The 13,312-nt window shown below is 46.5% G+C and carries 12 protein-coding genes; 6 read left to right on the forward strand and 6 right to left on the reverse strand.

Annotation, left to right across the window (positions count from 1 at the left end; genetic code table 11):
• Positions 1-76: 76 nt before the first annotated feature.
• From AC3CHU_RS18000 to AC3CHU_RS18010, 3 genes are all read right to left on the reverse strand, one after another.
• Positions 77-1,132, reverse strand: coding sequence for an alcohol dehydrogenase family protein (locus AC3CHU_RS18000; RefSeq protein ID WP_488526115.1), 1,056 nt, complete (start codon positions 1,130-1,132; stop codon positions 77-79).
• Positions 1,129-1,647 carry a TetR/AcrR family transcriptional regulator gene (locus AC3CHU_RS18005; RefSeq protein ID WP_145562754.1) on the reverse strand — a complete coding sequence of 173 codons (519 nt, stop codon included), beginning with the start codon at positions 1,645-1,647 and terminating at the stop codon, positions 1,129-1,131. Before AC3CHU_RS18005 ends, AC3CHU_RS18000 begins: the two co-directional genes overlap by 4 nt.
• A gap of 167 nt (positions 1,648-1,814) precedes the next feature.
• The gene (locus AC3CHU_RS18010; RefSeq protein WP_488526116.1) at positions 1,815-2,936 is read right to left on the reverse strand and encodes a multidrug effflux MFS transporter; all 1,122 of its coding nucleotides are present in this window, start codon (positions 2,934-2,936) and stop codon (positions 1,815-1,817) included.
• A 97-nt stretch (positions 2,937-3,033) separates the two neighbouring features.
• On the opposite strand from AC3CHU_RS18010, the gene AC3CHU_RS18015 reads away from it, so the two are divergent.
• The gene (locus tag AC3CHU_RS18015) at positions 3,034-3,807 is read left to right on the forward strand and encodes an AraC family transcriptional regulator (protein WP_488526117.1); all 774 of its coding nucleotides are present in this window, start codon (positions 3,034-3,036) and stop codon (positions 3,805-3,807) included.
• A gap of 100 nt (positions 3,808-3,907) precedes the next feature.
• Here AC3CHU_RS18015 and uxuA read toward each other — a convergent pair whose 3' ends face one another.
• From uxuA to AC3CHU_RS18030, 3 genes are all read right to left on the reverse strand, one after another.
• The gene (gene uxuA / locus AC3CHU_RS18020) at positions 3,908-5,095 is read right to left on the reverse strand and encodes a mannonate dehydratase (protein ID WP_065206616.1); all 1,188 of its coding nucleotides are present in this window, start codon (positions 5,093-5,095) and stop codon (positions 3,908-3,910) included.
• Positions 5,096-5,302: 207 nt separating this feature from the next.
• Positions 5,303-6,085 carry an FCD domain-containing protein gene (locus tag AC3CHU_RS18025; RefSeq protein ID WP_054545960.1) on the reverse strand — a complete coding sequence of 261 codons (783 nt, stop codon included), beginning with the start codon at positions 6,083-6,085 and terminating at the stop codon, positions 5,303-5,305.
• Between the two features lie 107 nt (positions 6,086-6,192).
• Positions 6,193-7,176: a TRAP transporter substrate-binding protein gene (locus AC3CHU_RS18030; RefSeq protein ID WP_488526348.1), complete on the reverse strand. Its 984-nt coding sequence runs from the start codon at positions 7,174-7,176 to the stop codon at positions 6,193-6,195.
• A gap of 299 nt (positions 7,177-7,475) precedes the next feature.
• Between AC3CHU_RS18030 and AC3CHU_RS18035 the strand changes: the two genes are divergently transcribed.
• From AC3CHU_RS18035 to AC3CHU_RS18055, 5 genes are all read left to right on the forward strand, one after another.
• Positions 7,476-7,988, forward strand: a complete 513-nt coding sequence (locus AC3CHU_RS18035; protein WP_048609952.1) for a TRAP transporter small permease — start codon at positions 7,476-7,478, stop codon at positions 7,986-7,988.
• Between the two features lie 15 nt (positions 7,989-8,003).
• The gene (locus AC3CHU_RS18040; RefSeq protein ID WP_054542885.1) at positions 8,004-9,311 is read left to right on the forward strand and encodes a TRAP transporter large permease; all 1,308 of its coding nucleotides are present in this window, start codon (positions 8,004-8,006) and stop codon (positions 9,309-9,311) included.
• Between the two features lie 96 nt (positions 9,312-9,407).
• Positions 9,408-10,871, forward strand: a complete 1,464-nt coding sequence (locus tag AC3CHU_RS18045) for a fructuronate reductase (protein ID WP_488526118.1) — start codon at positions 9,408-9,410, stop codon at positions 10,869-10,871.
• Positions 10,872-10,883: 12 nt separating this feature from the next.
• A complete protein-coding gene (gene uxaC, locus AC3CHU_RS18050; RefSeq protein WP_488526119.1) occupies positions 10,884-12,296 on the forward strand; it encodes a glucuronate isomerase in 1,413 nt (470 codons plus the stop codon).
• 3 nt (positions 12,297-12,299) lie between these two features.
• On the forward strand, positions 12,300-13,307 hold the full coding sequence (locus AC3CHU_RS18055; RefSeq protein WP_488526120.1) for a sugar kinase: 1,008 nt from the start codon (positions 12,300-12,302) through the stop codon (positions 13,305-13,307).
• Positions 13,308-13,312 lie beyond the last annotated feature (5 nt).

The raw sequence follows: 13,312 nt of genomic DNA on the forward strand, positions 1-13,312 counted from the left end.
TTCGTCAGAAACAAAAAAGCGAGCACATAACAATGACTCGCTCTTACATAGGTTAGATGTGTGGCACTGTCTAAAGTTAGCTCTGGGACACTTCCAATACAATCTTACCGACATGCTTTTTCTTCAAGAAGTCGTCTTGTGCTTTGTGGATATCAGCGAGCGGATAAGACTGCGCGACGATTGCTTCGATCTGCTGTTTCTCGATACGATTGACTAGATTCTGGAACACTTGTGGTTCTAAAACCGTACAACCAAAAAAGCTGAGATCTTTGAGATACAAAGTTCGTACATCGAGCTCGACCATAGCGCCACCAATTGCGCCAGATACGGCATAACGGCCACGGGGTTTCAGCACTTCAAGGAACTGAGGCCACTTGTCACCGGCAACTAAGTCGATAACCACATTGACGCTGTTTGCGCCTAACGCTTTAACCAGATCAGCATCACGAGCAACCACTTCATCTGCGCCAAGTTCAAGTAACTGTTGGTTTTTACTTGGGCTAGTAATGGCAATCACATAAGCACCGCGAGCTTTCGCCAGTTGTATAGCAGCCGAGCCCACACCACCCGATGCACCTGAGATAAGCACGCGATCAGCTTCAGCCACGTTGGCACGGGTCAGCATGTTTTCTGCGGTCGAGTAAGAGCACGGGAAAGACGCTAGCTCAACATCCGACATGGTGCTGTTCACCGCATAAGCGTGTTTCGCGGCCACTTTGGTGTACTCCGCAAAGCCACCATCGCACTCCGAACCGAAATACCATGGCTGTGATAAATCTCGTCCGTAAACTTCAGTTAAACAAGGTTCAATCAGTACACGTTCCCCAATACGATCGGTAGAGACTTCATTGCCGACCGCCACGATAAAACCACACACATCAGCACCTTGGATGCGAGGGAACTTCAACGCTTCACCCGACCAACTTGCGTCGTCTGAGTCATCACTTTTAGAGTACCAGCCGATTCGTGTGTTGATATCCGTGTTGTTTACGCCCGCAGCCATCACTTTGATCAGCACTTCATTAGGTTCAATTTCAGGAACAGCGATATCTTCACGGTAACCAAGCATTTCTGCTCCGCCGTGTCCTAACATCTCTACGCCTTTCATTGTTTTTGGTAATTCGAATTTCATCGTGTTTCCTTGAGTAATTTTGTCACCATATTCTGTGCTGATGTCACTGCTTCTTCGCCTAATACTGGCCACGCGCTTGATACACCTTCATGAAGTAGAAAAAGCTCTGAAGCCAGATCGTCTCGTTGACTCTGCTTACCCAGAAGTGCTTTTACTTCTCGTTTATGTTCAGTAACAGCTTGGTTAATTATCTCGTTGTCAGGAAAAGCCGCCATCGCATTCATCGACATACAACCGTGCGGCGCATACTCTTCCATCCACTGTTGTAACTTGTTGAAGATATCAAGCATCGACTCAAGGCCACCAGCAGGTACATTTTCTAATAGGAAATTTAGGTAACGGTGATGACGGTGCTCTAAGGCGCCCACTATCATCGCTTCTTTCGATGGAAAATGTTTATAGAGCGTACGTAGGCTCACGTTACACGCCGTCTTCAGTTGAGCCACACTCGGCTCAGCAAACCCTTGTTGGCTAAACGCCACTTCAAGACTTGCTGCAATCTGTTCTCTTAACAAGCTGACCTCTTATACCTAACCAAAAGTAGAATGATTGTTCTACATACATAGTAGAGCGATCATTCTACCCATGTCAATATGCAAATTTGCGAAAGGATCAGATGATAAATCCCGCAACAAATAGGACGCGGGATTTATCAATATGAATGAGAGACTTACCGTTAAATCTAGCGTCGGCTGCGTATCGTCACCAGCACAGATAACGCACCACAAAGCACCAACACCACACCTAAATCTTGAATCATTCCCGCTAAAGCGAGCCCTGTACCGATCAAGGTGTAGTACATCAAACCAAACAGTGCGCCTGCACTTCCTGCTTGAGATTGGTAACGCACCAACGCACGGCTCAATACATTAGGAATCGCAATGCCAAACGCCATAACCACCAACATCATCGGAAGCAAGAACCAGATAGTGTGTTGTGAAAAATACACACCTACCGCACCTAATGTTTGAAGCCCTGCCGCTAAGCTAATCAAAGAGATAGATGACACTTGTCGTTTCAATAGTGCCTTATTAACCAAACTTCCCAACAAGGTTCCGAACCCAAGCACAACACCACTATAACCAAACTGCTCGATGCTGAATCCAAGCTGTAAGAAGGTGAATGAACCCAGTTGGTAATACGAAAACAACGCAATGTTGAATGACGCAACAAGCAGTGCCGATACCCAAATACCGCCATCTTTAATCATGTGAATACTGAGCGATTTTAATTGCAACGGCTGCTGAGATTGTTGTGTTTCAGGCAGCGACCATAAGCTATGTGCCAACAACGCTAATACCATAATAAAAAAGGCAATAAACACATATTGATGTCCGCCCGCTTGGCTTAGTTGACCACCAAGTAGCAACCCGATGATTGGGCTAATCGACAACCCCATTCCCATGTAACCAAATACTTTAGCCAGTTCAGTACCGCTGAAAGCATCTCGCAGCATGGTTTGAGTGACGACAGAGCCAACAGCAAGTCCGAAAGCGCCCATCGCTCTTGCGACCATCAACCACGCAAAGCTGTGGGTTTGCATGGCTATGAGTGCAGAACAGGCAAATAATCCCATGCCCAATAACATGGTGGGACGACGTCCCCATTTATCCGCTAACACGCCCCATACCACCACACCCAAAGCAAATGCAGAGAAGTAGATAGAGAGGGTTTGAGCAGCTTGTGTGTAACTGACATCAAAGGATTTCGCGATTGAATCCAGAGTCGGGCTATAGATGGTTTCTGCGATTTGAGCGAACATCAACAGCAGCACCATTTGCCATAAAGAAGGTTTTGTTTTCATCATTTTTCCAAGACCAGTGAACTTGACGGGAAGTCTAGAGGAAACTAACCTTGGCTCGTTAACAACATTAAAACCAAAAACAACAAGATTGAGACAAATGGCATTAATCAGCGAAACCATTGAGTTTGATGCAGACAGCTTGCCTGCGCCCGTGATAGGGATTGCGGCAGAGCTAGGTCAGCATGACTCAGGAATACATCACCATATAAAAGGACAGCTGCTGTATGCTCCGCGAGGTTGTATCACCTTGACCTTAGAAAACGCCCTTTGCATCTTACCGCCGACCAAAGCCGTGTGGATCCCACCTTATACCAAGCATCGCGCGCAGATGACCAATGTGGTTGCTTATCGGTCGATCTATTTTGATAGCAGTATTTTCACCTGCCCAGAAGTGATTGAAATTGTGGAAGTGAATGAGCTTTTAAAAGCTCTGATCAATAAGATGGCTTTCTGGGATTGGAACATTGCACGCGAGCAAACCACCAATACCGCCAATCTATTCTGGGAAGAGTTTTACAGCGCTAACCAACACTCGTTTATCTTGCCGCTACCGACAGATCGCCGCTTTAAAAGCTTTTGCAAACGAGTCCGAACCGCTTCCTTTTTAGCTCCAGCCCTCTCGACATTAGCGAGTTCGGTTGGTGCAAGCACCAAGACGATTACTCGATTATTCAAAGCCGAAACAGGCATGACTTATCAAGAGTGGCGACAACAATGGCGCTTGTTTAAAGCAATTAAACTGCTATCAGAAAACCGACAAGTCGGTGACGTAGCTCATCTGCTAGAGTTCTCGTCCAACAGTGCATTTATCGCTTTTTTCAAACAGCAGACCGGACAAACCCCGTTGGCCTTTACCAAATTAGGGGCGTGATTGTAGTAATCCAAACTCTTAAGTTTTACTTAGCTCAGACACAAAAAAACCAGAACATGAGTTCTGGTTTTTAGGCGTATTTTAAAGCTAGATGCCGTCGTTACTTGGTGTAGAAAGCGCGTTTCAATGCCATCTCTAAACCGCGAACTTCAGCCAAGCCTTTCAGTCGACCAATCGCCGAATAACCTGGGTTAGTGGTTTTCTTCAGGTCATCCAACATTTGATGACCGTGATCCGGACGCATTGGAATTAAACGGTGATCGCCCACTTCTGAACGACGATTTTCTTCATCCAAAATTGCCATTACAACGTTGTACATGTCCACATCACCATCTAGGTGCGCTGCTTCGTGGAATGTCATTGGGTTGCTCTCTTCACGCTTAGTTGAACGCAGGTGCGTAAAGTAAATTCGGTCACCGTGCTTTTTGATCATATTAACCAGATCATTGTCGCCACGAACACCGTATGAACCCGTACACATCGTCAAGCCATTCATTTTGCTCGGTACATGTTCGGTCAACCAATCAATGTCTTCGATCGTTGAAACGATACGAGGCAAGCCTAGAATTGGACGCGGTGGATCGTCTGGGTGAACCGCCATCTTCAAACCACTCGCATCACAAATTGGCATCAACTCAGTAAGGAAGTAAGACATGTGCCCACGTAGCTTGTCTTTGTCGATTCCCGCATAGCGATCCAGCTGCACTTGAAACGCTTCAAGTGTGTAGCCTTCTTCAGCGCCTGGCAGGCCAGCGATGATGTTATTGGTCAGCTGTTGAATTTGCTCTGGCGTCATGTTGTTGAAGTAATCCAACGCTTGCGCTTGCTCTGACTCTGAATAGTCCGATTCTGCACCCGGGCGCTTCAAGATATGCAGCTCAAAGGCCGCAAACGCGATTTGGTCAAAACGCAATGCGCGAGAACCATCAGGCATTTCAAATTCTAAATCGGTACGCGTCCAGTCCAATACTGGCATGAAGTTATAACAAACCGTATCGATGCCACACTCAGCAAGGTTAGACAGAGTTTGCTTATAGTTATCAATCCACTGCTGGTAATTGCCAGTTTGAGTTTTGATCTCTTCGTGCACAGGCACGCTTTCTACGACCGACCACGTTAAACCTTTCTCTTCGATAATGGCTTTACGCTTAAGGATTTCTTCTTTTGTCCAAACTTCACCATTTGGAATATGGTGCAGTGCATTCACAATACCAGTTGCGCCCGCTTGACGAATATCGTCTAGCGAAACTTGATCATTAGGGCCATACCAACGCCACGTTTGTTCCATGAGACTTACCTTTCTTTAAGACGCACTTAGCCGGCTCGAATTAATCAAGCTAAATGCAATAACGACTTCTTAATGGCAGCAATGACAATTACTGCCCGAGATAGTACCGGTCTACGCCGGTCTAAAGACGATTACCTATCTACAACCTAGTGATTGAGCCAGCTTTCAAGAGGAACCTTGTCACTGAATTCCACATTAGCTTCAGAACTAGCTTTCTGAGCTAAGCAGCACCACTGGGTTGGAACTAAATAAGTAACCATCAAAGTTTGGGTCATCAATGTCTGACAGCGCTAACAAACGCTGTTTAACATTCTCAAGGTGTTGCCACATTGCGTTCTTAGCAGCGACAGGGTCTTTGCGCTGTAAGGCTGCGAGGATACGAGCATGATCATCTAACCATTCTTCACGGTAATCTTGACCACTGATGTGAGAGTGGAGTTTATTCCACATTGGACTCTTTTCGCGTCGATCCCAGGATTGTTTCAACATATCTACCAGAACAGAGTTTTGAGTGGCCTCTGCAATACACATGTGAAATCTTTCATCTCCGCTGCAATCGGTGGTGCCGCTTGCAAGCTCTTCGCGCTCGAGTTCGAGTGCAGAGCGCATCTTAATGATGTCGCCCGGAGTGACCTGAGTTGCCGCAAACTCCGCGATATTACTTTCCAGTAATTGGCGGGCCTGCAGCATCTCGAATGGACCAGCGTCATCGCTGACCACATTCTCGCGAGAATGAGTTGGAATGTTCAGGACATAAACACCCGACCCTTTTTTCACCTCAACTAAGTTTTCAAGCTCCAGCATGATGATCGCTTCACGCACCACTGTGCGGCTTACATCTAGACGATCAGCAATATCGCGTTCTGGAGGTAATCGATCTCCAACCTTATACAGGCCTTCAATCAGTTCTCTTCTTAGTACTAACCCTATCTCCTGATAAGGTCTTTTCGGCTCGAAAGGCATCATGATGATATTGTCACTTCTTTCCATTGTATTTCTCTCGCCATCATAATGACCAAATATAATTGGTCAACCTCTATATCTTAAAATGCAGTAACACCTTGTTTTTGTATTACTATTTTTTCTATATTTGCTCGTTATTCAACAGACTGAATACGATCAATCAATGCGCTCAATTCTGGATCCGTTTTATCTAGCGCGTCATACATAGGTTGAACCGCGAGTGCGAACGCAGCCTTGTCTGGTTCCACAAAAGTAACGCCCATTTCCTCGGCTTTAGCACGCTCTTTTGCTTCCGATTCAGCCCACAATTTTTTCATCAATTCAGATGAATCACTTGCCGCTTTCATTAGCGCATCTTGTTGTTCTGTAGTCAGTTTATCGTATGCTCTGGTTGAGATAACCAACACATCCGGAACCATCGTGTGCTCATCTAAGCTGAAGTATTTAGACACTTCACTGTGACGGCTCAAGCTGAAAGAAGGAATGTTATTTTCAGCCGCATCCACTACACCTTGCTGCAGTGCTGTGTACAACTCACCGTAAGCTAGTGGCGTTGGGTTACCGCCTAACGCTTTCACCATAGCAATTGCTGATGGGCTTGGTTGAACACGAACTTTCAAACCTTTCAGATCTTCTGGCGTGTTAATTGGCTTATTGGTATAGAAGCTACGCGCACCAGCGTCGTAGTAAGTCACACCAATAAAGCCGCTATCACGAGAAGAGTTAAGAATGTCACGGCCTACTTCACCATCAATCACACTGTAGTAGTGCGCTTGATCGCGGAATAAGTAAGGCATGTTGAATGATGAATAAGCAGGAGAAAAAGCTTCTAGCTCAGCAGCATTACTTTTCACCATATCTAAAGCGCCGTTCTGCATCAACTCCATAGATTCACGCTGTGTACCCAATTGAGCGTCAGGGTAAATACGAATACGCACCTCACCATCAGTCAATTCACGTACTTCTTTCGCCATAAACGTCATCGCTTCATGTACTGCATGGTCACGAGGGTGGTTATGGCTCAGTTTCAATGTTGTCGCTGCATAAGCAGAAGCTGTTGCTCCAAAAGTGAAAGCAGCACCGACAACCGCACTAATCAAAGTTTTACGCGTCATCATCATTCTTATTCTCCGTGGATTGGTTATCCAAAATGTAGGGTGTTTTTTGTTATGGGCTCATATTGGGGCTCAAAAAAGGAACCGTCAAAGCTGAAATTAAAATTGATTGACCAATATCACAATAAAAACCCATAAATTGGTCAACCAAAATCATTTGTGAAGTTGCTCACGCCAACCAAAAAATGAATAGCTTATGATTCAGCCAGATTTTTGAACATACCATCCCTACATAGAAACAATTTCTTACATTGGTAAACCAATTGTTATGAGATACGCAATTTTGTTGAAAGGAAATAAACATGAATAAATTGGTCAGTTACATAAATAGAGGGTTGGCCGCCTTTACAGTGTCTCTATCGTCTTTCTTAGTGCTATGTGTGATATGGCAGGTTTTATCCCGCTATGTTATTGGCAAACCAAGTACTGTTACCGACGAGCTCGCGCGTTATCTCTTTATGTGGGTAGCCTTAATTGGTGCCGCCTATACAACGGGTCTGAAACGCCATCTTGCCATCGACCTGCTTACAATGAAGCTGACTGGCAAACGTAAATTAATCAACGAAATCGTTATCCAAATAGCCATCGCTTCTTTCTCTTATATCGTTCTGGTGCACGGTGGAAGCCAACTTGCTGCTAAAACGCTTGCGATGGGACAACTGACTCCCGCTCTAGGTTTAGAAATGGGCTACATCTACTTCTGCTTGCCTATCAGTGGCGCTTTAATGATTTTTTACTCCGTCGTGTTTACTTACGAACGCGTTAAACAATTAATGTCAGGTGACGATTTGATCACCGACTCACAACTTGATTGATAGAAGGATTTCACAATGGAATGGCAAGTAATACTGACCTTATTCGGTAGTTTCGCTGTACTGCTTACAATCGGTGTACCGGTCTCTTTTGCGATTGGTTTATCGTCACTAGCAACCATCTTAATGAGCTTACCGCTTGAGCCGGCTATCGCGGTGGTTGCTCAACGCATGGCCGCTGGCCTTGATAACTTTGCATTACTGGCAATCCCGTTCTTCATTTTGGCGGGCAACATCATGAACCAAGGCGGCATTGCGCTGCGTTTGATTAACTTCGCGAAAGTGTTGGGTGGTCGTCTGCCGGGTTCATTGGCACACGTAAACGTGATGGCAAACATGATGTTTGGCTCTATCTCAGGATCGGCGGTAGCATCGGCAGCTGCAGTTGGTGGCACCATGTCTCCTCTGCAAAAGAAAGACGGCTACGACGAAAACTTCTCTGCGGCGGTTAACATTACTTCGTGTCCTACTGGTCTATTGATTCCACCAAGTAACACGCTGATCGTTTTCTCTTTGGTTTCTGGTGGTACTTCAATCGCGGCATTGTTCTTAGCAGGTTACATCCCAGGTCTCATCATGGGGCTAAGTATCATGATTGTGGCGGGTATTATTGCAAAACGTCGTGGTTACCCTGTTGCAGCTCGTCCTTCACTATCAATGGTTTGGGATACCTTCCTAAAAGCAGCGCCTTCTCTGGCACTGATCGGCATCATCATGGGTGGCATCATTGGCGGTATCTTTACTGCAACTGAAGCTTCTGCGATTGCCGTGGTATACACGTTTGTTTTAGCCGTGCTTATCTACCGTGAAGTAAAATGGCGTGATATTCCAAAGATCATCCTTGAGTCTGCAGTAACAACTTCTATCGTTCTATTACTTGTTGGCGCATCAATGGGGATGTCTTGGGCAATGGCGAACGCCGATGTGCCTTACATGATTGCTGATGCATTACTGGCGGTTTCTGATAACCCGCTAATGATCCTATTGATTATCAACGTGATTCTGCTGATTGTGGGTATCTTCATGGATATGACACCAGCGGTACTGATCTTCACACCAATCTTCCTACCAATCGCGCTAGACCTAGGCATCGACCCTGTGCACTTCGGCATCATGATGACCTTCAACCTTGCTATCGGTATCTGTACGCCGCCAGTAGGTAGCGCTCTATTCATCGGTTGTTCGGTTGCCAACATTGCCATCGACAAAGTCATCAAACCTTTGCTGCCATTCTATGCTGCACTGATTGCAGCCCTAATGGCCGTTACTTTTATCCCTGAGCTGAGCTTGTTCCTACCTGAATTAGTACTGGGCTATGGTTCGTAATTTGGTCACAGATACATTCTAAGACTACTAAACACTCAAACGCTTTATCAAATAATAAAATCCCGCTGGTTCGCTGGCGGGAAAAGGAACTGAATAATGAAGACTGTTGCTAACTCTACGCTGCCAAACACTGTATTACGACCTGACTACGACCGTTCAGCACTCCAAAGCCGTATTGTGCACCTTGGTTTCGGTGCATTTCACCGAGCGCACCAAGCGCTATTCACCAATGAAATGCTAAGCAAAACCAACACTGATTGGGGTATTTGCGAAATTAACCTATTCGGCGGCGAAGATTTGATTGAATCACTTCGCGCGCAAGACCACCTTTACACCGTTGCTGAAAAAGGCGCTGAATCCACAGACGTTAAAGTAATCGGCTCAGTGACTGAATCACTGCATCCAAACCTAGACGGTATCGAAGCTGTTTTAGAAAAAATGGCTGAGCCTCAAGTGGCGATCGTGTCGATGACGATCACAGAGAAAGGCTACTGCGCTGACCCAGCGACAGGCAAACTCGACAAAAACAACCCATTAGTCATCGCTGACCTAGCTAGTCCAACTCAGCCTAAATCAGCATTAGGTTACATTGTCCAAGCCCTAAAAATTCGCCGCGAACGTGGCTTAACACCATTCACGGTCATGTCTTGCGACAACGTGCAAGAGAACGGTCATGTGGCAAAAGCAGCGATCATTGAGTTCGCTCAACTGCTTGACCCAGAATTACGTGATTGGATTGAAACTAATATCACCTTCCCATGCACCATGGTTGACCGCATCGTACCCGCAGCAACCGAAGAGACACTGACAGAAATTGCAGAACTGCTTGGTTGTGAAGATCCATGTGGCATCGCCTGTGAACCATTCCGCCAATGGGTGATTGAAGATAACTTTGTGGCAGGCCGCCCAGACTGGAATGTTGCTGGCGCAGAGTTCGTAGAAGATGTGGTGCCTTACGAAGAGATGAAACTGCGTATGCTCAATGGCAGTCACTCTTTCCTTGCTTACCTTGGATACCTTGGTGGTTACGACCATATTTCCGACACCATGACAGATGCAGGCTACCGCAAAGCCGCTTTTGACATGATGATGAAATCCCAAGCACCTTCACTAACGATGCCTGAAGGGACTGATTTGGAAGGTTACGCAACCTTGCTGATCAACCGCTTCACCAACCCAAGTTTGAAACATAAGACATGGCAGATTGCGATGGATGGTAGTCAGAAGATCCCTCAGCGTATGGGTGGCAGCTTGCGATTCCATTTAGAGCAAGGATCAGATTTCTCGTGGCTTGCAACCGCCATTGCTGGCTGGATGCGTTATGTATCGGGTGTTGATGAGCAAGGCAATGAGATCGATGTCCGCGATCCAATGGCAGACACACTTCGCCAGATCTGTGACGAGCATGGACTCAATGTATCTGTGGTTCCGGCGTTGCTTGCGGTTGAAGCAATTTTCCCTGCCGAGCTAGGTCAAAATCCACAGGTCATTGATGCAGTAAGTTCAGCGTACCAATCATTAATTGAACACGGTGCCGTTGCTACCGTGGCTGCGTTATAAGGAGAACAAACAATGAAGAGTTTCTTATGTGAAGACTTTTTACTGTCGAATGAGACAGCGCGCCGCTTGTACCACGAACACGCAAGCCACCAGCCGATTTATGACTATCACTGCCACCTAAACCCGGCAGAAGTTGCTCAAGATCGTCAGTTCGAAAACATGTCTAAGATTTGGCTTGAGGGTGACCACTACAAATGGCGTGGTATGCGTTCAGCAGGTATTGACGAGCGCCTGATCACCGGAGGCGCTAGCGATTATGATAAGTTCATGGCCTTGGCTAAAACCGTCCCTCAAGCCTTGGGCAACCCACTTTACCACTGGACACACTTAGAACTCCGTCGCCCATTTGGTATTACTGGCACTCTCTTTGGCCCAGACACAGCTGACCGAATTTGGCATGAATGTAATGAACTATTAGCGACACCGGAATTTAGTGCTCGCGGCATCATGCAACAAATGAACGTTGTTATGGCTGGTACGACTGATGACCCTATTGATTCGCTTGAACACCATAAAGCGATCGCAGAAGACAACACATTTGATGTGAAGGTTCTGCCAAGTTGGCGCCCAGATAAAGCGTTCAAAATTGAACTCGACGGCTTTGCTGATTACTTGCAAAAGTTAAGCATGGTTACTGACATTGAGATCACTCGCTTCCATCACCTATTGAATGCTTTGGACAGCCGCTTAGCACATTTCAACGACCATGGTTGCCGTGCAGCTGACCACGGTATTGAAGTGGTTCGCTATGCGCCGATTCCATCAGAATCCGATTTAGATGCTCTGTTAACTCGACGCCTCAATGGCGAAACGCTCACCGATTTAGAATGTGCACAGTTCTCAACAGCCGTTCAAGTGTGGTTGGGCAAGCGCTACGCAGCTATGGGTTGGGTAATGCAGCTTCACATTGGTGCTCAACGCAATAACAACACGCGTATGTTCGAACTGTTAGGCGCAGATGCAGGGTTTGATTCAATTAGCGATAAGACGTTTGCATTCGAACTGGCTCATCTGTTGGACGAAATGGATCAAAGTAATGAGTTGCCTCGCACCATCCTCTACTGCTTGAACCCAAGAGACAATGAGATGATTGCCACCATGATTGGTAACTTCCAAGGTGGAGGTATCGCGGGCAAAGTTCAGTTTGGTTCTGGTTGGTGGTTCAACGACCAAAAAGACGGCATGCAACGTCAAATGGAGCAGTTATCTCAGCTTGGTCTACTTAGTCAGTTTGTTGGAATGCTGACTGACTCTCGCAGCTTCTTATCGTACACACGTCATGAATACTTCCGACGAATTCTGTGTAACATGCTTGGTCGCTGGGCTGAAAACGGTGAGGTGCCAAACGACATGTCGCTGCTTGGCCCTATGGTCGAAGACATCTGCTTTGGTAACGCAAAACGCTACTTCGAAGAGAGGGCGTAACCCATGAAACATATCGCCATCATTGGTGAGTGCATGATCGAGCTTAACGGCAAACCGTTCGGCTCAATGCATCAAACGTTTGGCGGAGACACTCTCAATGCTGCGGTCTATTTAAGCCGCGGCTGTGAAGCCAACCTCAATCAAGATGACATCAAAGTGTCCTACGTCACGGCTTTAGGTGCAGACCCGATTAGCAAGGGGATGCTAGAACGCTGGCAACAAGAGGGGGTGTCGACGGACCTAGTTCTACAAGACAGTCAACGTACCCCAGGTCTATACCTGATTCAGCTTGATGACGCAGGCGAGCGTACCTTCTTATACTGGCGTAATCAGTCAGCAGCACGGTACCTGTTGCAACATCCAGATTTTAGCCAGATAAAACAAGCTTTGCGCAACGTCGATATGGTCTTTCTCAGTGGCATAACATTAGCGATTCTACCCGAGCAAGATCGTATCCAGTTATTGAACATCTTGGTTGAATTGAAGACGCAAGGCGTTGAGATCGCCTTCGACAGTAACTTCCGCCCTGCGCTTTGGCCACAGGACGAAAACCAAACCGTCAAAAATAGCTACCAAGCCATGTATACATTGACGGATTTAGCGTTAGTGACATTCGATGACGAACAGTTGATTTGGGGAGATACTTCACCAGAACAAACTATCGAACGTCTAACAGCGCTGGGTGTTAAGCGATGCATCGTCAAACTGGGTGCAGATGGCTGTCTCATTCAAGATGCCACAAGTCCAGGTGACACAAGTCAAGCTAACAGAGAGCAAGATTCTGGTACCGCTTCGGCTCCACGGGCGGTGCCTACCCAACCTGTTGAACATGTCGTTGATACGACCTCGGCAGGAGACTCATTCAATGGCGGATTTTTATCTGCTTACCTTGCTGGTGAAGACTTAACAACGTCATGCCAGCGTGGCAATACCATGGCAGGCGTCGTTATCCAGCATCGCGGTGCCATTATTGCAAAAGAACATACTCAAGCGGCCATCACAGCCATTTAAGGAAT

This window comes from Vibrio sp. QJM3NY_39 (assembly GCF_057785895.1).